At 61.4% G+C, this 25077-nt stretch carries 20 protein-coding genes and 3 tRNA genes; 1 reads left to right on the forward strand and 22 read right to left on the reverse strand.

Translation table 11 applies throughout. From position 1 onward, the window contains the following. Window positions 1-7 precede the first annotated feature (7 nt). A complete protein-coding gene (locus CAG47_RS00455; protein WP_085722971.1) occupies window positions 8-1291 on the forward strand; it encodes an FAD-binding oxidoreductase in 1284 nt (427 codons plus the stop codon). A 69-nt stretch (window positions 1292-1360) separates the two neighbouring features. Here the strand turns inward: CAG47_RS00455 and CAG47_RS00460 are convergent, their stop codons facing one another. From CAG47_RS00460 to leuD, 22 genes are all read right to left on the reverse strand, one after another. Continuing rightward, window positions 1361-2332, reverse strand: a complete 972-nt coding sequence (locus CAG47_RS00460) for an XdhC family protein (RefSeq protein ID WP_085722972.1) — start codon at window positions 2330-2332, stop codon at window positions 1361-1363. Window position 2333: 1 nt separating this feature from the next. Continuing rightward, on the reverse strand, window positions 2334-3572 hold the full coding sequence (locus CAG47_RS00465; protein ID WP_085722973.1) for a cytochrome c: 1239 nt from the start codon (window positions 3570-3572) through the stop codon (window positions 2334-2336). 2 nt (window positions 3573-3574) lie between these two features. Next, on the reverse strand, window positions 3575-4114 hold the full coding sequence (locus tag CAG47_RS00470; RefSeq protein WP_085722974.1) for a (2Fe-2S)-binding protein: 540 nt from the start codon (window positions 4112-4114) through the stop codon (window positions 3575-3577). Next, complete coding sequence (locus tag CAG47_RS00475; protein ID WP_085722975.1) at window positions 4107-6938, reverse strand: xanthine dehydrogenase family protein molybdopterin-binding subunit; 2832 nt, start codon at window positions 6936-6938, stop codon at window positions 4107-4109. Before CAG47_RS00475 ends, CAG47_RS00470 begins: the two co-directional genes overlap by 8 nt. 453 nt (window positions 6939-7391) lie before the next feature. Then, a tRNA-Asp gene (locus tag CAG47_RS00480) sits at window positions 7392-7468 on the reverse strand. A 93-nt stretch (window positions 7469-7561) separates the two neighbouring features. Beyond that, window positions 7562-7638, reverse strand: a tRNA-Asp gene (locus CAG47_RS00485). A 53-nt stretch (window positions 7639-7691) separates the two neighbouring features. Then, window positions 7692-7767, reverse strand: a tRNA-Val gene (locus CAG47_RS00490). 184 nt (window positions 7768-7951) lie between these two features. Further along, complete coding sequence (locus tag CAG47_RS00495; protein ID WP_085722976.1) at window positions 7952-8728, reverse strand: SDR family oxidoreductase; 777 nt, start codon at window positions 8726-8728, stop codon at window positions 7952-7954. Next, window positions 8725-9936 carry an O-succinylhomoserine sulfhydrylase gene (locus CAG47_RS00500; protein WP_085722977.1) on the reverse strand — a complete coding sequence of 404 codons (1212 nt, stop codon included), beginning with the start codon at window positions 9934-9936 and terminating at the stop codon, window positions 8725-8727. The genes CAG47_RS00495 and CAG47_RS00500 overlap by 4 nt, the downstream gene beginning before the upstream one ends. 73 nt (window positions 9937-10009) lie before the next feature. Further along, entirely contained in the window at window positions 10010-11515 is a 1506-nt protein-coding gene (gene purF / locus CAG47_RS00505) for an amidophosphoribosyltransferase (protein WP_008016246.1), read from the reverse strand. A 41-nt stretch (window positions 11516-11556) separates the two neighbouring features. Beyond that, a complete protein-coding gene (locus CAG47_RS00510; protein WP_085722978.1) occupies window positions 11557-12117 on the reverse strand; it encodes a CvpA family protein in 561 nt (186 codons plus the stop codon). A gap of 98 nt (window positions 12118-12215) precedes the next feature. Continuing rightward, window positions 12216-12899: an SPOR domain-containing protein gene (locus CAG47_RS00515; RefSeq protein ID WP_085722979.1), complete on the reverse strand. Its 684-nt coding sequence runs from the start codon at window positions 12897-12899 to the stop codon at window positions 12216-12218. Then, window positions 12883-14190: a bifunctional tetrahydrofolate synthase/dihydrofolate synthase gene (gene folC, locus CAG47_RS00520; RefSeq protein WP_085722980.1), complete on the reverse strand. Its 1308-nt coding sequence runs from the start codon at window positions 14188-14190 to the stop codon at window positions 12883-12885. The genes CAG47_RS00515 and folC overlap by 17 nt, the downstream gene beginning before the upstream one ends. Beyond that, entirely contained in the window at window positions 14187-15107 is a 921-nt protein-coding gene (gene accD, locus CAG47_RS00525) for an acetyl-CoA carboxylase, carboxyltransferase subunit beta (RefSeq protein ID WP_085722981.1), read from the reverse strand. Before accD ends, folC begins: the two co-directional genes overlap by 4 nt. Window positions 15108-15324: 217 nt before the next feature. Next, window positions 15325-15951, reverse strand: coding sequence for a phosphoribosylanthranilate isomerase (locus CAG47_RS00530; RefSeq protein WP_085722982.1), 627 nt, complete (start codon window positions 15949-15951; stop codon window positions 15325-15327). Window positions 15952-16014: 63 nt separating this feature from the next. Then, on the reverse strand, window positions 16015-16839 hold the full coding sequence (gene truA, locus CAG47_RS00535; RefSeq protein WP_085722983.1) for a tRNA pseudouridine(38-40) synthase TruA: 825 nt from the start codon (window positions 16837-16839) through the stop codon (window positions 16015-16017). 259 nt (window positions 16840-17098) lie between these two features. Continuing rightward, window positions 17099-19723, reverse strand: coding sequence for a FimV/HubP family polar landmark protein (locus CAG47_RS00540; protein ID WP_085722984.1), 2625 nt, complete (start codon window positions 19721-19723; stop codon window positions 17099-17101). 204 nt (window positions 19724-19927) lie between these two features. Further along, complete coding sequence (locus CAG47_RS00545; protein ID WP_085722985.1) at window positions 19928-20938, reverse strand: aspartate-semialdehyde dehydrogenase; 1011 nt, start codon at window positions 20936-20938, stop codon at window positions 19928-19930. 239 nt (window positions 20939-21177) lie between these two features. Next, entirely contained in the window at window positions 21178-22290 is a 1113-nt protein-coding gene (asd, locus tag CAG47_RS00550; RefSeq protein ID WP_007986960.1) for an aspartate-semialdehyde dehydrogenase, read from the reverse strand. A 66-nt stretch (window positions 22291-22356) separates the two neighbouring features. After that, on the reverse strand, window positions 22357-23439 hold the full coding sequence (leuB, locus tag CAG47_RS00555; protein WP_085722986.1) for a 3-isopropylmalate dehydrogenase: 1083 nt from the start codon (window positions 23437-23439) through the stop codon (window positions 22357-22359). A gap of 65 nt (window positions 23440-23504) precedes the next feature. Then, complete coding sequence (locus CAG47_RS00560; protein WP_085722987.1) at window positions 23505-24275, reverse strand: class I SAM-dependent methyltransferase; 771 nt, start codon at window positions 24273-24275, stop codon at window positions 23505-23507. Between the two features lie 156 nt (window positions 24276-24431). Then, on the reverse strand, window positions 24432-25076 hold the full coding sequence (leuD, locus tag CAG47_RS00565) for a 3-isopropylmalate dehydratase small subunit (RefSeq protein WP_085722988.1): 645 nt from the start codon (window positions 25074-25076) through the stop codon (window positions 24432-24434). Window position 25077 lies beyond the last annotated feature (1 nt).

A 25077-nucleotide genomic window follows, 5' to 3' on the forward strand; every position in this document is an offset into this window, starting at 1 on the left:
CTGCCGAATGGCTAACACTCCCTACCCAGAGTCCTACTACGCCGCATCGGCCAATGCGGTTCCTCCGCGCCCGGCGTTGCAGGATGATGTCGAGACCGATGTCTGTGTGATTGGCGCCGGTTATACGGGGTTGTCCTCTGCCCTGTTTCTGCTGGAGAACGGTTTCAAGGTCACGGTGCTCGAAGCCGCCAGGGTGGGTTTCGGAGCGTCGGGACGCAATGGCGGCCAGATCGTTAACAGCTATAGCCGCGACATCGATGTCATCGAGCGCAGCGTTGGCCCCAAACAAGCCCAGTTGCTGGGACAGATGGCCTTTGAAGGTGGCCGGATCATTCGTGAGCGGGTCGCCAGGTACAACATCCAGTGCGATCTGAAGGACGGTGGCGTATTCGCTGCCATGACCGCCAAGCAGATGGGTCACCTGGAGTCACAGAAGCGCCTGTGGGAGCGTTTCGGTCATACCCGGCTCGAGTTGATGGATCAACGCCGCATCCGCGATGTCGTTGCCTGCGATCAATACGTCGGCGGCATGCTCGACATGAGTGGTGGCCACATCCATCCGCTCAACCTGGCGCTGGGTGAAGCAGCGGCGGTCGAATCCCTGGGCGGGACGATCCATGAGCAGTCACCGGCCATACGCATCGAACGCGGTACCAATCCGGTCGTGCACACACCACAAGGCAAGGTCAGGGCCAAGTTCGTCATCGTCGCCGGCAACGCTTACCTGGGCAATCTGGTGCCGGAGCTGGCCGCCAAATCGATGCCTTGCGGCACTCAAGTGATTACCACCGAGCCACTGGGCGAAGAATTGGCCAGGTCCCTGCTGCCTCAGGACTACTGCGTCGAAGACTGTAACTACCTGCTCGACTACTACCGCCTCAGCGGCGACAAGCGTCTGATCTTCGGTGGTGGCGTGGTGTACGGTGCGCGGGATCCGGCGAACATCGAGGCGATCATTCGACCGAAGATGCTCAAGGCATTCCCGCAGCTCAAGAACGTGAAGATCGATTACGCCTGGACCGGGAACTTCCTGCTGACGCTGTCGCGCTTGCCCCAGGTCGGGCGCCTGGGCGACAACATCTACTATTCCCAGGGCTGCAGCGGCCATGGCGTGACCTACACGCACCTGGCGGGCAAGGTGCTGGCCGAAGCATTGCGCGGCCAGGCCGAGCGTTTTGACGCCTTTGCCGACCTGCCCCACTACCCGTTCCCCGGCGGACAAATGCTGCGTACGCCGTTCGCGGCGCTGGGCGCCTGGTATTACGGATTGCGCGACAGGTTCGGGTACTGAGGGCACTGCATTTCATTGTGGGAGCAAGCTCGCTCCCACAATGTTTGCTGGAGGCCCGCTGATGTTGGACTACAGGCGGTCCCGCGCGATACCGCTGCGAATCCGCAGGATATCGGCCAGTACCGCCAGAGCGATTTCCGCCGGCGTCTTGCTGCCCAGGTTCAGCCCGATCGGCGCGTGAATCCGCCCCAACTCGACGTCCCCCAGGCCACCAATGCGCCGCAAGCGCTCGAAACGCTTTTGCGAGGTCTGCATGGAGCCCATCACGCCGATATAGAACGCATCGGTGCGAACAGCCTCCATCATCGCCAGGTCATCGATACGTGGATCGTGGGTCAACGCCACCACCGCCGTATCGCTGTGACAACCACCCTCGGCGATGAACACCGACGGCAGCTGGCGACGAATCTCTACGTTTTCCAGCACGACGCCTTCCAGCACGTCGTCCCGCGGGTCACATAGAATCACCTCGAAGCCCAGGCCCACGGCAAACTCCGCACAGGCCTGAGCGACACTGGAGTACCCGGCCAGCAGCAAACGCTGGGCCGCGCCGACGCGCACACGCACCCGGTCGATTTCACGCTCGATACGCACACCCTGCTCACGATCGTCGAACAGGCTGCGCGCACCACTCTGCAGATCGACTTCGCGGATCAACCGACGCCGGCCCAACAGGGCCGACTCCAGCTCCCGAAGATGCGCCTGCACGTCACAGTCGGCATCCAGCTTCTCGACCAGCACGTCGAGCACCCCGCCGCATGGCAGGCTGACGCGCGAGCGCGGATCGTCGCCTTCGCCGTAACGAACAACGTTGACCGGGTCCAGAAACGCGCCTTCGGCGACTCGCTCGAGAAAGTCTTCCTCGACACAGCCACCGGACAGCGAGCCAATCCAGTGCCCCTGCGTATTCACCGCCAGCAGCGAACCCGGTGCGCGCGGCGCCGAGCCGTAAGTGGCCAGCACCGTACACAGCCAGATACGCTGGCCGGCCGTCGACCACTCCAGCGCCCGGCGCACCACTTGCAGATCCAGATGCTGCATATCAGTGGGCCTTGTGCTCGAGCGGCGGCGCATCGGCCCGCAACTTCTGCACGTCGTTCACAGCCAGATCCTTCGGCTGACCGCCCCAGCCCTGACGCAGGTAGTTCAGCAGATCCGTGAGCTGCTCGTCGCTCAACTTGCTGGCGAACCCTGGCATCGGCTGCATGTGCTCGAACCCGGAGAACTTCTGCTCACCAATCCCGTCGTCGATGACCCGTACCAGGTTGCGTGGATCTTCCAGACGCAGCGTGGTGTTGCCACGCATGGCCACGGCAATGTGCGGCTTGCCTTCGCCATCTGGAGCGTGGCAACCGGCGCAGACATTCAAATATTCCTGACGGCCGCGCTGGGCACTCGGGCTCAGTTTGTCCAACGGCACTTCAGTGAGCACTTTCGCCACGGGCGGCTGATCGCCGAGCAGGAAAGTCGCCATCGCCGCCAGATCCGGATCGCTGAGGCCCTGGGTGCTGTTGTGGAACACCGGGAACATCTCGTTGAACATCGTGCCCTGGGCGCTCATGCCGTGCTTGAGGAACGAGCTCAGGTCCTGATGATTCCAGCCACGGGCCGCCAGGTCAGTGGCCAGCAGGCTCGGTGCCAGATAGCCATTGAGAATGCCGCCAGTCATGCGTTTGTCCTGCTGCATCGCACCCGGCAGGCCACGTGGTGTATGGCATTCGCCACAGTGACCGAGCACGTCGACCATGTACTGGCCGCGTTTCCAGGCCTCGCTCCTGCCCTCGGCAGGTTCCAGCTTCACGTCCTTGCCGTACATCATGTTCCAGGCCATCAGGCCCGGACGCACGTTGAACGGGAAACTCAGGCTGGTGACCGGTGCCGCACGCTCGATGGGCTCGACGGTTTTCAGGTAGGCATGAATCGCGTCGGAATCTGCTCGCGGCATCAGGTGATACGAGGTGTAGGGCATCGCCGGATACAGGTTCGCGCCATCACGGCGCTTGCCTTCGGTCAGCGCGGCGAAGAATTCGTCATCGCTGTACAGGCCGATGCCGTGCTCTTTGCTCGGGGTAATGTTGGTGCCATAGATCGTGCCGAACGGCGACACGATCGGCAGGCCGCCCGCATAGGGCGCGCCGCCCGGTGCGGTGTGGCAGGCCATGCAGTCGGCGGCGCGGGCGAGGTATTCGCCTTGCTTGACCTGCGCATCATCCGCGTAAGCCGCCACCACAGGCGCAGCCAGACCAACCGCCAATGCCAGGCGGCCAAGTAGAAACTTCATGCTTAACCCTCCTTGACCAGGCCGAGATCGGTCAGCACGTTGCGCGTGGCGCTGTAGTAACGCACGTATCCGGTGCAACGGCAGATGTGATGACCAAGGCTGTCCTCGATGACTTTTTCCAGCTGGCTTTGGACGATCGGCTGACGCTGCAGCTTTTCCACCAGTACGGTCGCGGCGTTGACGAAACCCGGTGCGCAGTAACTGCACTGAAAAGCGAACTCATCGACGAAACGCTGCTGGATCGGGTTCAGCTCGGTGACCTTGCCCTGCTCGTCGCGGGTGGCATGGCCTTCGATGGTCCGCACTTTCTTGCCTTCGAAATAGTGCGCGCCGGTGATGCAGGTACGCACTTCCTCGCTGGTGCCGTCGGGGTTGTCGACGATCACCACGCAAGCGTGGCAGATGCCCTGGCCGCAGCCCAGGCGCGAACCGGTGAGGTTCTTGTACTCGTGCAGGTAGTCGATCATCGGCAGGTCATCAGGGATGTCCACCGGGCCGACGGATTGACCGTTGAGGGTCAGTTGAAGCGGACGGTTAGCCATTGAGGGCCTCCTTGATGCGTGCAGAAGTGATAGGCAGGTCGCGGACACGTTTACCGATGGCATGGGCCACGGCGTTACCGATGGCGCCGACCACCGGGATCATCACCACTTCGGCGATGCCCTTGGACGGGTCGCTTGGCGACAGTGGCGGCAGGATGTCCGCCGTCTGTTTCCACACCGCAACGTGACGCGCCATTGGCAGGCGGTAACGGTTGAAGTTCCAGTCACCCTCCCCCGGACCACCTTCGTACAGTGGCATCTCTTCCATCAACGCATGACCGATGCCCATGGCAATGCCGCCTTCGATCTGGCCCTTGACCAATTCTTCCACCAGCACCCGACCGCACTCGACCCACGAGTGATGATTGAGCACCGACACTTCCGCCGAACCCTTGTTGACCTTCACTTCCACCAGCGTCGCGACCGGGCTGTAGTACGTCACCGCCGCGTTGTTCAGCTGGGTTGCCGGGTAGGCGATGTTCTGCCGATCCAGCAAATGGAAACCGGCGCTCTTCATTTGCGCCTTCTTCGCACTCGGGGCACCGTCGCCGTACTTGACCGCCAGGCCATCGAGCGGCAGACGCTCACGCACGCCGTCGATGCTGAACTCGGCCTCGGCCCAGCTCCAGCGGTTGAACCCGTGCACGGTGGCACCGCTCACCAGACCACGCTCATGAACGCGCTTGGCCAGCATGGCGAATGGCAGTGGCTCCATGCCGTTGGCCGTGAGCTTGCCGTCGACCCAATGGGCATCTTCGCGGCGCACCACGTAAGGGTTGGCCTGGCCGCCGTAAGGGCCTTGTCGCCAGATCTCCATGGCCGCCGGCCACAGGCCGTGGTTGAACAGCACACGCGCCGCTTCACGGGTGGCGTGGCTGAAGTAGTACGCCGAGTTGGTGGCCGACGAAGCCGAGGCCACCTTGCCGACCCAGCGCGGATTGCGCAGGAAGTTGTCCTGCTCGGCCTGGCTCATGATGTACGGGTTGCCGCCACTGATCAGTTGCAACTCCTTCCATTCGGTTTCGCCGGTCTTCACTTCGTGCGCCGGGATGCCGAGGAAATCAGCCACGACCATGGCCTGGGAGGTGGACATGCCGGTGCCGATTTCGATACCGATGTGGCGCAGGCTGATGCGGCCTTCGGCCGTGAACTCGATGCTGGCCATCGGCGCTTCGGAACCGGTACCGAAGTCTTTCTGGCAAATGGCGAAACCCACCCCGTACCAGTTGTCCGGATCGGCAGCTTCGCGCTGCTTCTTGATCGCGTCGCGGTTTTTCCAGGTGTCGTGGGCCGCCGCCTTGTCGAGAATCTCGTGCAGGCGCAAGGCACCGGCCGGGATTGCGCCCTGGGTGTTCTTCATGCCCGAGCGCAGTGCGTTTTTACGGCGCAGCTCAATGGCATCGACACCGAGGCGATCAGCGATTTCGTCGACCATCATTTCGGTCGACGCCATGCTCTGCAGGGTGCCGTAGCCACGCATCGACCCGGCTTCTACCGCGCGGGAATGGTAAGCCGTGACCTGCAGGTCGTTCTGCGGCATGTAGTAGATCGATTGCGCGGCCGTGGCGCCCACCGCAGCCACCGACGGGCTGTAGTTGATTCGCCCGCCACCGTCGACGCTCATTTCAGCGCGGAAGATCTTGAAGCTGTGGTCGTTCTTGTCCACTGCCAATTGGTAGCGAATGTCGAACGGGTGACGCTTGATGCCGCTCTGGAACTGCTCATAGCGGTCGTTGGCCAGGCGTACCGGCACGCCGGCGCCGTACAGCGCCGCCAGCGCAGCGTAGTAGACGAAAATGTTGTGGTCTTTGGAGCCGTAACCGACGGTATAGCCCGGGTGCATGTTCAGGTTGGCCAGGCCGAAACGCGAAGGTGCGATCATTTTCGCGGTTTCGGTCGCGGCTTCCAGCGGACACTGGGTGGCAACGACAAAATGCAGGGTCTTGGTGGCCGGGTCGTACCAGCCGTTGCCGTTGTCCGGTTCCAGGGCGGCCGGTTCGATCGACGGGGTCTTGTAGCGCTCATCGAACACCAGCCAGTTGTCCGGCGGCGTATCGATCTGCTGCTTCATGCGATCGGCGTAGAACAGCCCACGCTCGGTCAGGTTGCCGTGCAGGTTCGGTTGCGCATTCCACACCGGACGACGGTTGCGCAGCATCGGGAACAGGATCGAATCCTTGAGGCTGGCGAATTCGTCTTCGTCAGCCGAAGTCGCGCCGCCCACGCGCACGTAGCGGAAGCTGCCGTACGGATCGCCTTCATAGAACGGCACCTGGGCGCCGTAGCGGATCGCCTTATCATTGAATTTGAGCTGGGCCTTGGCCTTGCGGAAACGTTCGAAGTCATTCCAGATCAGGATCGCCACCGGGTGACCGATGAACATCGGCACCTTGCCGGCCGGCAGCAGCGGGTCAGGCGCGTGCTCTTCCGGGAACACGATGCCGTCCTTGACCAGGTCTTCGGCGGTAACGATGCGATCCGGTTGCAGATCGGCACCGAGCCACGACAGGTCATACCCGTCATAAATGCGGTCGGCCTTGATGGTTTTCAGCAGCATGGCGTGGCCTTGTTGCTGCGGCCAGCCCGGCATGTCCTTGGCACGAATGTCGCGGGCAAAGACCTTGCTGCCGCAGACCTTGGACAAGGCATCGTTACGGGCGCGCGCCTTGCCATTGTTGCCGAGCCACTGCTCGGACGGCACGGTCACGCTGTTCTCCATCAAGGCAGCCAGCGCCTGGCTGCTCAATGGCGTGAGCGTCACGCTCACGCCCGCTACCAGCCCGCCCTGAAGGAACGAGCGCCGGGATATATCACGGTTGGACATGGATCATCCTCTGGGCGGTCATGGGGTCCACCCTTCTGGTTATGTACTGGGAATCTCGAGTCTTGCTGAAGCCCTTTTCGACGATACAAAGGGCCATTGTTGACAGTTCAAAGCTGACCGAAAGGTTAAGTTTATAGGCTTATGGCCTGACGGAAAACTAAAAACTGACCAGAAAATCAAAAAAACGCGACTATTCGACGCAGTACATCAAGCGTAGCCATGAATCTCGGTAGCGTGAGGCTGGAGGGGAGGCGACGGCGTCGCTAAAGTGCCCGACCGACCACTCCTGCACGAGGCTTGCAGGAAGGTCCGCCAGGAAAAGGCGAGATGAATAAAACCTGAATTCCAGAAACAAAAAACCCCGGCCTTTCGACCAGGGTCTTTGCTATCGACTCGAAGTAACCTGTGGCTTCTTCGTAGCTCCAAGGCGTTCAGTTGGCCTTGAGGCGGATATGGCGCAGCGGACGGGACTCGAACCCGCGACCCCCGGCGTGACAGGCCGGTATTCTAACCGACTGAACTACCGCTGCGTATCGCTTTGAGCAGATGCTCAGGTAACTCGTCTGATTGAAAACTCAGTAGCTTTTCAATCTCGAACCAGGACAAGCCTGACTCGGAAAATATGGCGCAGCGGACGGGACTCGAACCCGCGACCCCCGGCGTGACAGGCCGGTATTCTAACCGACTGAACTACCGCTGCGCGTCGGTGGAGGCATTTCAGCCTACCTCTTGCTTTCGCAAGTATCTCGGGAGTGGTGGGTGATGACGGGATCGAACCGCCGACATTCTGCTTGTAAGGCAGACGCTCTCCCAGCTGAGCTAATCACCCGTTTGCATCTCCGAGGCCGCGAAATTTACGCAGGTAGAGAACCTAAGTCAATAGCAGGATTGAAGTTTTTTTCAAAAACAGCTTTTAGCGGCAAGCTTCAAGCTGCAAGTAAAAGCGGTTACACATCCCGCAAGGCACACCACCGTCACGCTTTAACTTGCAGCTTGCAGCTCGAAGCTGCCTTTCACTGCTCATAAATCATCTTCTTGGTCATGCCGCCATCGACCACGAATTCCTGGCCGGTGACAAATCCGGCATTCCTCGACAGCAGCCAGGCCACCATCGCCGCCACATCCTCGACCGTCCCCACCCTGCCCGTCGGATGCTGGGCATGATCGGCCTCGGTCAAAGGCTCGGCACGCCGCACCGAAGGGTCGCGCGCATCAATCCAGCCAGGACTGACGGCGTTGACCCGGATCTCCGGACCAAGGCTGATGGCCAATGCATGAGTCAGGGCCAACAAGCCACCCTTGCTCGCCGCATAGGCCTCGGAGTCGGGTTCGGACTGCCCGGCGCGGGTCGAAGCCAGATTGACGATGGCACCGTTGTGAGCACGCAAGTACGGCGCACAGTGCTTGGCCAACAACATCGGCCCGCTGAGGTTCACCGCCAACACCCGATTCCAGTGCGCCAGATCCAGGCTTTCCAGCGTGATGTTGTGCGGATCGGCCACTGCGGCATTGCAGACCAGCGCATCCAGGCGCCCGAACTGACCGAGCACCTCGGCCACGCCCAGCGCGACCTGGCCCTCATTCGAGACATCCATGGCGATGAACCAGGCGCTGTCGCCCAGCACCTTCGCCACTTTCGAACCGCGCTCCCGGTCCAGATCCGTCAGCACGACCTGCCAGCCCTCGCTGATCAACCAGGCCGAGATCCCCAGGCCGATACCGCGCGCAGCACCGGTCACCAATGCTACTCGGCCATTTGAGCCGCTAGCCGGCACCGACAACTCGATCACAACGCAGCCAGACCGCGCGCCAGATCGGCTTGCAGGTCCACCACGTCTTCCAGACCGACCGCAATGCGGATCAAACTGTCACGAATGCCCGCTGCTTCACGCTCTTGCGGTGCCAAGCGGCCATGGGACGTAGTGCTCGGATGCGTGATGGTGGTTTTGCTGTCGCCCAGGTTGGCGGTGATCGAAATCAGGCGCGTGGCATCGATAAAGCGCCAGGCGCCCTCTTTACCACCCTTCACCTCAAAACTGACGACCGCACCGAAGCCCTTCTGCTGGCGCAGCGCCAATTCGTGCTGCGGATGGCTCTTGAGGCCGGCGTAATGGACTTTCTCGATGCCCTCCTGCTGCTCCAGCCATTCGGCCAGTTGCTGGGCGTTGGCGCAATGCGCCCTCATCCGCAGGTTCAGGGTTTCCAGGCCCTTGAGGAAAATCCAGGCGTTGAACGGGCTCAGGGTCGGCCCTGCGGTACGCAGGAAGCCCACCACCTCTTTCATCTGCTCGCTGCGACCGGCGACCACGCCCCCCATGCAACGACCCTGGCCGTCGATGAACTTGGTGGCCGAGTGCACGACGATGTCCGCACCCATTTTCAGTGGCTGCTGCAATGCCGGGGTGCAGAAGCAGTTGTCGACCACCAGCATCGCGCCCTTGGCGTGAGCGATTTTCGCCAGTTCGGCGATGTCGACCAACTCGGCCAGCGGGTTGGACGGCGACTCGACGAAGAGCAGTTTGGTGTTGGCCTTGATCGCCGCGTCCCAGCCGGACAAATCCGCCAGGGCCACGTAATCGACTTCGATGCCGAAACGCTTGAAGTACTTCTCGAACAGGCTGATGGTCGAACCGAACACGCTACGCGACACCAATACGTGATCGCCGGCGCTGCACAGGCTCATCACCACCGCCATGATGGCCGCCATGCCAGTGGCCGTGGCCACGGCCTGCTCGGCGCTTTCCAGCGCGGCGATGCGCTCTTCGAAGGCGCGTACGGTCGGGTTGGTGTAGCGCGAGTAGACGTTGCCCGGCACTTCCCCGGCAAAACGCGCGGCGGCGTCGGCGGCAGTGCGGAATACATAGCTGGAAGTGAAGAACATCGGATCACCGTGTTCGCCTTCCGGCGTACGGTGCTGACCGGCACGTACGGCCAGGGTATCGAACGCTACGCCTTCGAGGTCGCTGTCCAACCGACCGGCATCCCAATCCTGACTCATGCTGTCACTCCTTTCCCTATTCTCGTAAATAAAAAGCCGGATACAAAACCGGCCCCTCAGGGCCGGTGGAAACTCAGTTGTTGTACAGATCGATGATCGCACTGACTGCCTGCGTCTTGACCTTGGAGGCATCGTTGCGTGCCTGCTCGATCTTGTTCAGGTAAGCCTCGTCGACGTCGCCGGTCACATACTGGCCATCGAACACCGCACAATCGAACTTGTCGATCTTGATCTTGCCGCCGCCGACCGCTTCGATCAAGTCAGGCAGGTCCTGATAGACCAGCCAGTCGGCACCGATCAGGTCCGCCACGTCCTGGGTCGAACGGTTGTGGGCGATCAGCTCGTGAGCGCTCGGCATGTCGATGCCGTAGACGTTCGGGTAGCGCACCGCTGGCGCCGCGGAGCAGAAGTAAACGTTCTTGGCGCCGGCTTCGCGGGCCATCTGGATGATCTGCTTGCAAGTGGTACCGCGAACGATGGAGTCGTCCACCAGCATCACGTTCTTGCCGCGGAATTCCAGCTCGATGGCGTTGAGCTTCTGGCGTACGGATTTTTTCCGCGCAGCCTGGCCCGGCATGATGAAGGTCCGGCCGATGTAGCGGTTCTTCACAAAGCCTTCGCGGAACTTCACGCCCAGGTGGTTCGCCAGCTCCAGCGCGGCGGTACGGCTGGTGTCCGGGATCGGGATGACCACGTCGATGTCGTGATCCGGACGCTCGCGCTGGATCTTCTCGGCCAGTTTTTCGCCCATGCGCAGACGCGCCTTGTAGACCGACACGCCGTCGATGATCGAATCCGGACGCGCCAGGTAGACGTGTTCGAAGATGCACGGGGTCAGGGACGGGTTGGTCGCGCACTGACGGGTGTACAGCTTGCCCTCTTCAGTGATGTAGACCGCCTCGCCCGGCGCCAGGTCGCGAATCAGGGTGAAGCCAAGCACGTCCAGGGAAACGCTTTCCGAGGCGATCATGTACTCGACGCCTTCGTCGGTGTGACGCTGACCGAAAACGATCGGGCGGATGCCGTGCGGGTCGCGGAAGCCGACGATGCCGTAGCCGGTGATCATCGCTACGACGGCATAACCACCGACACAACGGTTGTGCACGTCGGTGACGGCGGCGAACACGTCTTCTTCGGTCGGCTGCAACTTGCCACGCTGGGCCAGTTCGTGGGCGAACACGTTGAGCAGCACTTCCGAGTCGGAACTGGTGTTGACGTGGCGCAGGTCGGATTCGTAAATCTCCTTGGCCAGTTGTTCAACGTTGGTCAGGTTACCGTTGTGCGCCAGGGTGATGCCGTAAGGCGAGTTGACGTAAAACGGTTGAGCTTCGGCCGAAGTCGAGCTGCCCGCGGTCGGATAACGCACATGGCCAATGCCCATGTGACCGACCAGGCGCTGCATGTGACGCTGCTGGAACACGTCACGCACCAGGCCGTTGTCCTTGCGCAGGAATAACCGGCCATCATGGCTGGTCACAATACCGGCAGCGTCCTGGCCGCGGTGCTGGAGGACGGTTAGCGCGTCATACAGCGCCTGATTGACGTTCGACTTACCGACGATACCGACGATGCCACACATGCGACGCAACCCCTACTTAATGGATCTGAACTGAGCACTACTCACTGAGGCGTTTTGGCCGTCGGCAAGAGTTGCTCCTTGAACGGAATATCAGCGGGTACGCTGATTCCGCTGGCAAGCCACTGACTGCTCCACCCGAGAATCAGGTTTTTGGACCAATCGGCGACCAATAGAAATCTTGGCACGAGCTGTGACTCTTTCCACCACCCGTCCTGCTGTACCGGCCCCAGGCTCAACAGCCCGACGGCGATAACCACCAGCAACCCGCCACGCGCGGCGCCGAAGGCCATGCCGAGGAATCGGTCGGTCCCGGAGAGCCCGGTGACGCGAACCAGTTCGCCGATAAGATAATTGATCATTGCGCCTACGATTAAAGTGGCGACAAACATGATGGCACAGCCTGTGATTATACGGGCTGATGGCGTTTGAATGTACCCGCCGAGGTACTCGGACAGTGAACCACCGAACATCCAGGCAACGACTCCTGCGATGATCCAGGTCAGCAGCGACAGCGCTTCTTTGACGAAGCCGCGGCTCAGACTGATCAATGCGGAGATGGCGATGATAGCTACGATCGCCCAGTCAACCCAGGTAAATGGCACAGTGCAGCCTACAGACGGATAAGGCGGCGCATTTTAGCAGAGCCCATGCTTGTCGGTAAGCTGCGATTGTCAGTGCATTTCATATCGGGGCGATAGTTTTAGCCGCGCTCCGGTTGAAAGCGTACGACAAATCCCTTGAGGTTCTGCTGGCGGTTCAACAAGTCACGCAGCCGGTCGGCTTCGGCACGCTCGATCAGCGGCCCGACAAACACCCGGTTTTTGCCGTCGGCGGTACGGATGTAGGCGTTGTAACCCTGGCTGCGCAGGGTTTTCTGAAGTTTTTCCGCGCTTTCACGGCTCGACAGGCTGGCCAGTTGCACCGACCAACTGACAGACAGGCCATTGGCGTCGACACGGCTTTGCGTGGTGTCCGGCTTGCCAGGTGCCGCCGCGATAGGCTGCGCAGGCGCGGTCGCAGGCTTGGCGGCCAGAGCCGGAACCGGCGCTGGCGCAGGCGCAGGCGCAGGCGCAGGTGGCGGTGTAACCGGCTTGGCGGCAGGCGCAGGAGCCACCGGCACAACTGGCGTCGTCGATTCCTGCTGGGCGATTTCGTCATCGCTCGGCACAGGCTCCTGAGGCAAGGCTTGCGGCTCGGGCACCGCCACGGGCTCGACCTGCACCTGAGGCATCGCCGGCGCTTGCGGAGCCGCCGGCGCTTCGACCGTCACCTGCCGCTGCTCGTCCTGGCGGGAAAACAGCATCGGCAGAAAAATCACCGCCAGCGCGACCAACACCAGAGCGCCAACCATGCGCTGCTTGTATGCCTTATCCAGCAATGCCATTTGCCGCGTCCTCCGTGGAGCGCCGATCCAGCCATTCAAGGGCCTCGGCGACACAATAAAATGATCCGAACAACAGGATTTCGTCGTCGCTCGTAGCCTGAGCGCACTGCCCTTCCAGGGCAGCCGCCACACTTTCGTAGGACGTGACCGAAGCGCCCAGCCCTTGCAACGCACCGTGCAGGTCCGCAACCGGACGCGCCCGAGGCGAATCCAGCGGCGCGACAGCCCAATGCTGGACACTGGCATTCAATTCGCCGACGACACCGCCCAGGTCCTTGTCCGCCAGCAGCCCGAACACCGCCAGACGCTTGACGACCGGTGGACGACTGGCCAGACGACGGGCCAGATACTCCGCCGCATGCGGGTTATGCCCCACATCCAGCAATAAATTCAAACGCTTGCCTTGCCACTCGAACTCGCGGCGATCCAGGCGACCGACCACCTTCGTTGCCCGCAGCGCTTCGACAATCTGCGCATCCACCCAAGGCAGGCCGAGCAGCAAGTAAGCCTGCAACGCCAGCGCAGCGTTTTCCATCGGCAGATCAAGCAGCGGCAGATCGCGCAACTCGACTGCACGCCCTTGCGAATCGACACCGCGCCACTGCCAGTTGTGATCGGTGATGCCGAGATCGAAATCACGCCCACGCAGGAAAAACGGGCAGTTGAGCTCGCGCGCCTTGTCCAGCAGGGGTTGCGGAGGATTCAGATCACCGCAGAGCGCCGGAGCGCCCCGACGGAAAATACCGGCCTTCTCGAAAGCCACGGACTCTCGGGTATTACCGAGGTAGTCCGCATGATCGACGCCGATACTGGTGACCAACGCCATGTCGGCGTCCACTACATTGACCGTATCCAGGCGACCGCCCAGACCGACTTCCAGCACCACCGCATCGAGCCCGGAGCGCTGGAACAGCCAGAACGCCGCCAGGGTGCCCATTTCGAAGTAAGTCAGGGAAGTTTCACCGCGCCCGGCCTCTACCGCAGCAAAGGCCTCGCACAGTTCGGCATCCGAGGCTTCGACACCATTGACCGTTACACGCTCGTTGTAGCGCAGCAGGTGCGGGGAGTTGTAAACCCCGACCTTCAAGCCCTGGGCGCGCAGCAAGGACGCCACGAACGCACAGGTGGAACCCTTGCCGTTGGTCCCGGTGACCGTAATCACCCGTGGCGCCGGCTTGCCCAGCCCCATGCGGGACGCTACCTGCTGCGACCGCTCCAGCCCCATGTCGATGGCTGAAGGGTGCAACTGCTCAAGGTAGGCGAGCCATTCGCCGAGGGTACGCTGGGTCATACGCTGGCAGGTACCGGTGGAACCACGATCGGCTCGACAGGGGCAGCCACGAACTTCGGCGTCGGCAAGCCCATCATTTGCGCCAGCAGGTTGCCCAGACGCGGACGCAGTTCCTGACGGTCGATGATCATGTCGATGGCACCGTGCTCCAGCAGGAACTCGCTGCGCTGGAAGCCTTCCGGCAGTTTTTCGCGCACGGTCTGCTCGATCACACGCGGACCGGCAAAACCGATCAACGCCTTCGGCTCGCCGACAATCACGTCGCCCAGCATCGCCAGACTGGCGGAAACGCCACCGTAGACCGGGTCGGTCAGCACGGAGATGAACGGGATGCCCTCTTCGCGCAGGCGCGCCAGCACCGCGGAGGTCTTGGCCATCTGCATCAGGGAGATCAGCGCTTCCTGCATCCGCGCACCACCGGAGGCGGAGAAGCAGACCATCGGGCAACGTTTTTCCAGGGCGTAGTTGGCGGCACGAACGAAGCGCTCACCGACGATGGCGCCCATCGAACCGCCCATGAAGGAAAACTCGAACGCCGAAACCACAATCGGCATACCCAGCAAAGTACCGCTCATGGAAACCAGCGCGTCCTTTTCACCGGTCTGCTTTTGCGCAGCGGTCAGGCGGTCCTTGTACTTCTTGCCGTCGCGGAACTTCAGGCGGTCGACCGGCTCCAGGTCAGCACCCAGCTCGGTACGGCCTTCAACGTCGAGGAAGATGTCGATACGGGCGCGAGCGCCGATGCGCATGTGATGATTGCACTTGGGGCAAACGTCCAGGGTCTTTTCCAACTCCGGACGATACAGCACAGCCTCGCAAGAAGGGCATTTGTGCCAAAGACCTTCAGGCACCGAGCTCTTCTTGACCTCGGAACGCATGATCGAAGGGATCAGTTTGTCTACTAACCAGTTGCTCATGCTTTCTTTCTCCAGTACCGGCGGCTCGAACGCTCTGGTTCGCAGCCCCGTGTATGCCCTAGCGCTAAATTCATGTGTGCGGCGACGGTCGATGGACTGCCACGGTCAGCGCGAAACATGACCTGCGTGCAACCACAAACCCTCGGATCTGCCTGCTGCATGCAGTGCATCCGCTTTGTACAGTGCAGTGGACGGCGGCAGTCTGCCAGCCGTCACATCAACAGGTGCTACCGCGTACCGCTTTGATAAATGCCTGAATCTTTGCGTGATCCTTGATGCCCTTGCTCGCCTCTACCCCGCCACTGACATCCACCGCATATGGCCGAACGCGTGCAACCGCTTCGGCGACGTTATCCGGCGTCAGACCTCCGGCGAGAATGATCGGTTTGCTCAAGTTCGGCGGTATCAGTGACCAGTCAAATGCCTCGCCGGTTCCTCCAGGAACGCCTTCGACATAGGTATCGAGCAAGATTCCGCTGGCACTTGCATAGGCATCACAGGCCGCGGCGATGTCATCGCCCGCCTTGACCCGCAGGGCCTTGATGTACGGGCGGTGCCAACCCTCACAATCCGCCGCGCTTTCATCACCGTGAAACTGCAGCAAGTCCAGGGGCACCGCATCGAGCAGTTCACCCAGCTCGCAACGGCTGGCATTGACGAACAGGCCCACGGTTGTCACGAACGGCGGCAGCGCCTGGATAATCGAGCGCGCCTGCTGGAACGTCACCGCACGAGGGCTTTTGGCGTAGAACACCAATCCGATGGCATCGGCCCCGGCCTCGACGGCTGCCAACGCATCCTCTATGCGGGTAATCCCACAGATCTTGCTGCGAACGGCTGACATGTCGATACAACTCCAAGACAAATCCGGGAAAGTCCCGGATGGTAACAAAAGCATTCGAGGGCGTCAGCCGCCAAGTTCCGAGAAGCCGGTCAGGAAGTGTGGACCGATGTAACGCTCGGGCAATTCGAACTCGTCACGGTACTCGACCTGCACCAGATACAGACCGAATGGATGCGCCGTCACGCCACCGGTCCGGCGAATCCGGCTCTCAAGCACCTCTTTCATCCACTCCACCGGACGCTCGCCGGCGCCGATGGTCATCAGCACGCCGGCAATGTTGCGCACCATGTGATGCAGAAAGGCGTTGGCGCGAATATCCAGCACGATCATCTTGCCGTGGCGGGTGACGCGCAGGTGATGCAACTCCTTGATTGGCGACTTGGCCTGGCACTGGCCAGCGCGGAATGCGCTGAAATCATGGATACCGAGCAGGTACTGGGCGGCCTCGGCCATGCGTTCGACGTCCAGCGGGCGGTGGTTCCAGGTCACCTCTTCGTTCAGGTGCGCCGGGCGGATCTGATCGTTGTAGATCACGTAGCGATAACGCCGGGCAATGGCCTTGAACCGCGCGTGGAAATGCGCCGGCATGACCTTGGCCCAGCTGACGCTGACGTCGTGGGGCAAGTTGATGTTGGCGCCCATGGTCCAGGCCTTCATCGAACGCTCGACCTGGGTATCGAAATGCACCACCTGCCCGCAGGCATGCACCCCGGCGTCGGTACGCCCGGCGCACATCAGCGAAACGGGTGAGTCAGCGACTTTGGACAAGGCGTTTTCGAGGGTTTCCTGCACGGTGAGGACCCCGGACGCCTGGCGCTGCCAGCCGCGGTAGCGCGAGCCTTTGTATTCGACGCCCAGCGCGATCCGGAAAAAGCCGTCGGCTGCCATTTCGGCGGCCGGGTTATCTATATTTGCCAAGGAAGGACAGCCTGCTGTGTACCAAAGGCGGGCATTATAAGGCCGCCGGGCGGGGATGCCAGAGAGATCTCCTTTGACTGTTCCGCCCTCATCGCGGGCAAGCCCGCTCCCACAGGGTTCTGTGGCGCTCAAAAAGCCTGCGAAGCCACGACAGGCGACATCGACTCATCGACCAAACAAAAACGGCAGCCTCAATGGACTGCCGTTCTGTTCACAACATACCGATCACTCAAGCCAGGCGCGAAAGCATCTCCCTGGCTTCGCTCTTCTGCTCGGCATTGCCTTCGCTCACGACCTCATTGAGGATGTCGCGGGCGCCATCGCTGTCGCCCATGTCGATATAGGCCTGAGCCAGGTCGAGCTTGGTGGCCGCTTCGTCGGTACCCGAGAGGAAGTCGAAGTCATCGTCGCCATCGAGTGCGGCATCAGCCTCGGTAAACGTCGGCTCGCCGAGACTGCTGGACAGGCTCTCCAGCTCGGCGTGGACGTCCTCCAGCTCCGCCGCGAACGCGTCCGGCACATCCGGCACTTGCATTTCGTCGGCCAGCGACAGATCGAAATCGGCCGGCAGCTCCAGATCATCCAGAGCGATCTCGGGAACGACTGGGGGTTGGGCGGCAGGAAAATCCTTCACGCCCTCATCCAGATCCAGCAGGAAATCGTCTTCAGCCAGCATCGCCGGTGACGGCTCCGCACCGAGATCCAGGTCCAGATCGAAGTCCGACAGATCGTCGAGGCTTTCCTTGATTTCAGTCTGTTGCTGCAACACCGAGCCGAAACTCAGATCGTCGTCCAGCGGGAACTCGTCCAGATCCGCCAGCGCGGTCACTTCAGGCTCCGGCGCAGGTGCAGGCGCCACCGGCGTAATCGAGTCCAGATCATCCAGGCTCAGGTCGAAGGCGCTGTCGAGATCGTCCTCCAGCGGCGCGGAAGCTGGCTCCGGCACTTGCGGCTCGTCAAGCAGCAGATCCTTGACGTATTGCGCGTCCAGCTCGGCAGCAACGGCGGCCGCGGCAATGCCGCCGGCAGCCACCAGCGCCATGGCCGGGAAACGACTTTTGAGTTTTTCAACCTGGGCGTAGTTGTCGCCATTGGCCACCAGCTTACGCTCCTGGCCGACAAAGGCATCGCGGTCGCCTTGCTGGCCGTAGACTTCCATCAGTTTCAGGCGCAAGTCGCTGCGCTGAGGCTCTTGCTTGACACCGTCCTCCAGCAACGCGGCGGCCTGGTTCAAACGACCGGCATTGATGTGCGACTGAGCCTGGCCCAGCACGTCGTCGGAACGCTCGGCAGCCGGCGCCACCAATGGCGCGGCAATCGGCGTGGTCATCACCACCGGAGCAACCACCGGCGCGGGTGCGGGAGCTGGCGTCGGTGCAGTTGCCAGCTTCACGCTCGGCGGTGGCACTTCCAGGCCTTCGAAGCTGCTTTCCGGCAGATCGAGATCGGCCGAGAACGGCGGCTCTTCAGCCAGGGCACGGGCCATGCGCAGATGCTTCTCGGCTTCTTGCTGGGCCTTGCGACGACGCGCCAGCAACAGCAGCAGGAGCAACAGCACCACCACACCGCCGCCCATCAGCCCCAACAGCACCGGATTGGTCAGCAACTCATTGAATTTCTGATCGTCGGATGCCGTGGGGGTCGCTTCGAGAGGCTTCTCGGCCGGCGCCGGAGTAGCCTCGGGCGCTGGCGCAGGGGCAACCGGTGCCGCTTCTGTCGGAGCAGGCGTTGCCGGATTGGGTGTCAGCTCGGCCGACATCGCCGGAGCCGTCGCGGCAGCTGGCGCAGCATTGGCGCCCTCGGCCTGCAACTTGGCCAGCTGGTTGTTCTTCAGCTCGATCAGGCGTTGCAGCTTGTCCATCTGGCTTTGCAGATCGGCTACGCGACTTTTCAGCTCGGCGTTATCACGACGACTGGCATCGAGGCTCTCCTGGGTTACCGCCAACTTGTTGCTCAGGGCCTTGGCATCGCCGGCAGCTCCTTTGCCACGGTTCTTGCCAGACTCGGCAGAAACCAGGCTCAGCTTGTCACTGGACGCTTGCGCCGGAGCACCCTCGGTACGAGCGCGATTGGTGGCATCAAGCTGTTGCTGCCCTGCCCCTGGTTTCGCCACATAACGGCGACCCTGACGCCAGGCCTTGTTCTGCGCGGCTACTTCGGCAATGGCCTTGGGCTGCGACAGGCCGGTGCTTTGCACCTGATCCGGCAGACGCAACACCTGGCCGGTTTTCAGGCGGTTGATGTTGCCGTCAATGAAGGCGTCCGGGTTCAGCGCCTGGATGGCCAGCATGGTTTGCTGGATCGAACCGCCATTACGCGCCTTCGCGGCGATTTCCCACAGGGTATCGCGCGGCGTGGTGGTGTACTGGGACGGCTTGGTCGCACCGGTCACCGGCGCGGCAACCGTTGAAGTCGGTGCGGGCTGCGCAGCCGCCTCGGCGGTTTGCGTTGAGAATTTCGATGGATCGAGCAGCACACTGTAGTCACGCAGCAAACGACCATTGGGCCACATGACCTGAACCAGGAACTTCACCATGGGCTCAGAGAGTGGCTTGCTGGAAGTCACGCGCAGGATGCTTTTACCGCTGGCGTTCAGCACCGGGGTGAAGGTCAAGTCATTGAGAAACGCCTGGCGGTCGACACCGGCCTTGGCGAAATCTTCCGGCGAAGCCAGGCTCGGCACCACTTCGGCAGCCGTGAGATCCTTGACATCGAGCAGCTCGATTTCTGCCACCAGAGGCTGGTTGAGCGTCGATTTCAGGGTCAACTCCCCGAGCCCGAGGGCATGCGCCATACCGGAGGACAGCGCCGAGGCGGCCGCTATTGCTAACACCAGTTTGCGAACTTGAACCATTAGCTCATCCTTAGTTTGAACATTCCTCGGCCAGCGAGAAGGTATTGATAACCGCTGCCGCAAGGCATTGCGCACAACGGCGAGGGTCGTCGCGCGCGGTCTATTCATTAATGCCCGGAAAGCCCCGCAGAGTGGCTCGCCTTCAGCACTCCGGCAAGCATAGGCTCGCCCGGAATCATTCGACAAATTGTTGCGAAGTATCTTTTACAGCAGGTCTTTTATCAACAACTCGGCCAGCTGCACAGCGTTGAGCGCAGTGCCTTTGCGTACGTTATCTGACGTCAGCCACAAATTAAGTTCCGACAGGTCGTCGATCCCATGGCGAACCCGACCGATGTAGACCACATCCTGCCCTACAGCATCGCCCACCGGCGTCGGGTAATCGCCAGCCTCTACCAACTCGATGCCGGGTGCGTCCTCCAGCGCCGCATTGATTTTCGCCAGGTCGATTTCACTCGCGGCCTGCAGGGTCACGCTATAGCTATCGCCAAAAAACACCGGGGCTTGAATGCACGTGACGGAAATCTTCAATGAAGGCAGCGCCATGACCTGGCGCAATTCACGCACCAGGCGTTTTTCCAGCAGCGTGTGACCTTGTTCGTCCGGTTTGCCGACTTCCGCCAGCAGGTTGAAGGTCATCTGCCGATCAAAGAATTTCGGCTCCAACGGACGCATGTTGAGCAGTTCAGCAGTCTGTCGCGCCAACTCGGTCACGGCTTCACGGCCCAGGGTGGACACCGCCAGGTTCGCCGTCAGGCTGATGCGCTGCAGATCGAGCAAGCCCAGCAATGGTGCGAGGACCACCGCCAGCGTGGTGGCCGACGGGCTTGGACTGCTGACCAGAAAGGGCTTTTTCAAGCCTGCCAGCACTTGGGCGTTGGCCTCGGGCACGACCTGCGGCGCCTTTTCCGCCGGCAAGGCACCGGAAAGATCGATCACCGAGCAACCGGCATCTGTCGCGCGGGAAGCAAAACTCAAGGAAACCGCCGGGCCGGCGGCAAAAAAAGCTAATTGCACTTTGCTGAAGTCGAACTCATCGACTTCCCGCACTCGCACGTTCTTGCCACGAAACAGCACCGAACTGCCAGCGGATTCACTGCTGGCCAGCAGGTGCAGAGCGCCGATCGGGAAATCGCGCTCTTCGAGAATCTGCACGAGCGTTTCGCCGACAGTACCGGTGGCGCCGATCACGGCAATATCAATGGACTGGCTCATGGTTTGACCTCTGGCGAAACGGCGGGAGCGGCACTTTACCGGGTGGGTGGCATGCAGGCAATTCTGCCGGGCCTTGTGGCGCAAGTAATGGCCCCTTCGCGAGCAGGCTCGCTCCCACAAGGAAATGCGATCAATGTGGGAGCGAGCCTGCTCGCGAAGGCGTCGGGCCTGACAACATTTTTTCCATAAAAAAACCCGCACCTCTTTCAAGGCGCGGGTTCTTTCATTGCTTCAATCGATCAACGCTCGAGCAGGATCCGCAGCATGCGACGCAGCGGCTCTGCCGCGCCCCACAGCAACTGGTCGCCGACGGTAAACGCGCCGACAAACTGCGAACCCATGTTCAGCTTGCGCAGACGGCCAACCGGGATGTTCAGGGTGCCGGTGACCTTGTTCGGGCTCAGTTCCTGAATGCTGGTCTCACGGTTGTTTGGCACCAGCTTGACCCAAGGGTTGTGCTGGCTGATCAGCCCTTCGATATCGGCGATCGGTACGTCTTTGTTCAGCTTGATGGTCAGTGCCTGGCTGTGGCACCGCATGGCGCCGATGCGCACGCAGATACCGTCGACCGGGATCGGGCTCTTGAAGCGACCGAGGATCTTGTTGGTCTCGGCCTGGGCCTTCCACTCTTCGCGGCTCTGGCCGTTCGGCAGTTCCTTGTCGATCCACGGGATCAGGCTGCCGGCCAGCGGTACGCCGAAGTTTTCGGTCGGGTACGCGTCGCTGCGCATGGCTTCGGCAACACGACGGTCGATGTCGAGGATCGCGCTGGCCGGATCGGCCAGTTGATCGGCGACAGAAGCGTGGGTCGCGCCCATTTGCTTGATCAGTTCACGCATGTTCTGCGCGCCGGCACCGGAGGCCGCCTGATAAGTCATGGCGCTCATCCACTCCACCAGGCCAGCTTCGAACAGGCCACCCAGGCCCATCAGCATCAGGCTGACGGTGCAGTTGCCGCCGATGTAGTTCTTGGTACCGGCGTCCAGTTGCTGGTCGATGACCTTGCGGTTCACCGGATCCAGAACGATCACCGCGTCATCCTGCATGCGCAGGCTGGAAGCGGCGTCGATCCAGTAACCCTGCCAGCCGGCTTCGCGCAGTTTGGGGAAGACTTCGCTGGTGTAGTCGCCACCCTGGCAGGTCAGAATCACGTCGAGGGTTTTCAGCTCTTCAATGCTGTAAGCGTCCTTGAGCGGAGCAATGTCCTTGCCCACGGACGGGCCTTGGCCACCGACATTGGAAGTGGTGAAAAACACCGGCTCGATGAGATCAAAATCCTGCTCTTCCAGCATCCGCTGCATGAGCACGGAACCGACCATACCGCGCCAACCGATCAGACCTACACGTTTCATCGCAACTACACCTTCTTGAAATGTGGGCCGCTGCCTTGTCTTGAATTTGGCAGCGGGCCCGAGAGATTACAGATTCCGCAGCGCGGCGACTACTGCGTCGCCCATTTCCTGCGTACCGACTTTAGTGCAACCGGCCGACCAGATGTCACCGGTACGCAAGCCCTGATCCAGCACCAGGCTGACGGCTTTCTCGATGGCATCGGCCGCAGCCTGCTGGTTGAAGCTGTAACGCAACATCATCGACACCGACAAAATGGTCGCCAGCGGGTTGGCAATGCCCTTGCCCGCGATGTCCGGCGCCGAACCGTGGCACGGCTCGTACATGCCTTTATTGTTGGTGTCCAGGGACGCCGACGGCAACATGCCGATGGAACCGGTGAGCATCGAGGCCTGGTCGGACAGGATGTCGCCGAACATGTTGTCGGTGACGATCACGTCGAACTGCTTCGGTGCGCGCACCAACTGCATGGCGGCGTTGTCGACGTACATGTGGCTCAGTTCGACTTGCGGGTAATCCTTGGCCACTTCCTCGACGATTTCACGCCACAACTGGCTGGAGGCCAGTACGTTGGCCTTGTCCACCGAGCACAGCTTCTTGCCGCGGACCATGGCCATGTCGAAACCGACACGGGCAATACGGCGGATTTCGCTTTCGCTGTAGGGCAGCGTGTCGTAGGACTGACGCTCGCCGTTTTCCAAGGTACGGGTGCCGCGTGGCGCGCCGAAGTAGATGCCGCCAGTCAGCTCGCGAACGATGAGGATATCCAGGCCGGAAACGATTTCCGCTTTCAGGCTGGAAGCCTCGGCCAGCTGCGGATACAGGATCGCCGGACGCAGATTGCCGAACAAGCCCAGTTGTGCACGGATTTTCAGCAGGCCGCGCTCAGGGCGAATGTCACGCTCGATGGCATCCCATTTCGGACCGCCAACGGCCCCCAGCAATACGGCATCGGCCGCGCGGGCACGCTCCAGGGTCTCGTCAGCCAGCGGTACGCCGTGCTTGTCGATGGCGGCGCCACCGATTACGTCGTGGCTCAGCTCGAAGCCCAGGGCGAACTTGTCGCTGGCCAATTCCAGTACCTTGACCGCTTCGGCCATGATTTCCGGGCCAATACCGTCACCTGGGAGAATCAGAATCTGCTTGCTCATGCTTTCCTCATGTCATCAGTCGGTGCGCCCGTGGGCGCGCCCGGAAAAAGTCTTTCTTGAAACCCTTATCGCTCAGCCATCAGCACCAGTACATCGGTACTGAACGAACCATCGGCCTCAATCTCAAAATATTCGCGTACTTCGTTGCCCATGGACTGCTGCAAAGCGCGGATCGCGGCGCGCATCACTTCTGGCGTGCGCATGCGCTCGACCCAACTGCTGTACTCCAACCGCAGGCGCTGACGGATGGTGCTGCGCGTGTGCAACCCCGCCTCGCTGACCTGGCGCAACCACTCGCCAGCGGAATAATCGCGCACATGGCTGGTGTCGCGCAGCACTTCGACACTTTGCAGGTAAGTGTCGAACAGCGGGCTGCCCGGCGACAACACATCGATGAACGCCGCGACACCACCGGGCTTCAACACCCGGCGCACTTCCCGCAACGCCACACCCAGATCGCTCCAATGATGCGCCGAATAACGGCTGAAGACGAAATCGAACTCGCCATCGGCGAACGGCAGGCGCTCGGCGGCGCCGTTGACCGTGGTGACGTTGCTCAGGCCACGATCGACAGCCGCAGCGGTTACGACATCGAGCATCTGCTGCGACAGGTCATAGGCCACCACTTCCTTGACCAGCGGCGCCACATGAAAACTCACGTGACCGGCGCCGCAACCAAGGTCCAGGACCCGGGCACCGCCCTGCCCCGCCAGCTCAGCCTGGAGCAGCGCGAATTCAGTGCCTTGAGCGTGTACGGCGCTGCTCAGATAGGCCGCGGCCTGTTCACCGAATTGCTTCTGGACTACCTGGGTGTGCTGGGCGGTGCTGGTGGTCATGGGGACTTCCTTATTGGGTTTAGCCGTGTGTCGTCCGAGCTGCCGTCTTCGCGAGCAAGCCCGCTCCCACAGGGGTTTTGTATACGCCACAAATCCAATGTGGGAGCGGGCTTGCCCGCGAAGAGGCCGGCCCTGACTACATCAATCTCGGATCATTCAAGCGTCGCGAAACAACCACGGCTGGCTCGCGCGGTGCCTGGCTTCAAACGCCGCGATCGCATCGCCATCCTGCAAGGTCAGGCCGATATCATCCAGGCCATTGAGCAGGCAATGCTTGCGGAAGGCATCGATTTCAAAGCTCAACACCTTGCCGTCAGGACGGGTGACGGTCTGGGCTTGCAGATCGATCTGCAACTGATAACCCGGATCGGCCTCGACCTGCTTGAACAGCTCATCGACTTCTTCATCGCTCAAGATGATCGGCAGCAAGCCGTTCTTGAAGCTGTTGTTGAAGAAGATGTCGGCATAGCTCGGCGCGATGATGCTGCGGAAACCGTACTCTTCCAGCGCCCACGGCGCGTGCTCGCGACTGGAACCGCAACCGAAGTTCTCGCGGGCCAGCAATACGCTGGCGCCCTGGTAACGTTCGGCGTTGAGCACGAAGTCCTTGTTCAGCGGACGCTTGGAGTTGTCCTGATAAGGCTGCCCCACATCCAGGTAGCGCCATTCATCGAACAGGTTCGGACCGAAACCGGTGCGCTTGATCGATTTCAAGAACTGCTTGGGGATGATCTGGTCAGTGTCGACGTTGGCACGATCCAAAGGCGCGACAAGACCAGTGTGCTGGGTGAAAGCTTTCATG

The organism is Pseudomonas sp. R37(2017), from assembly GCF_002113375.1.
Classification (GTDB): Bacteria; Pseudomonadota; Gammaproteobacteria; order Pseudomonadales; family Pseudomonadaceae; genus Aquipseudomonas.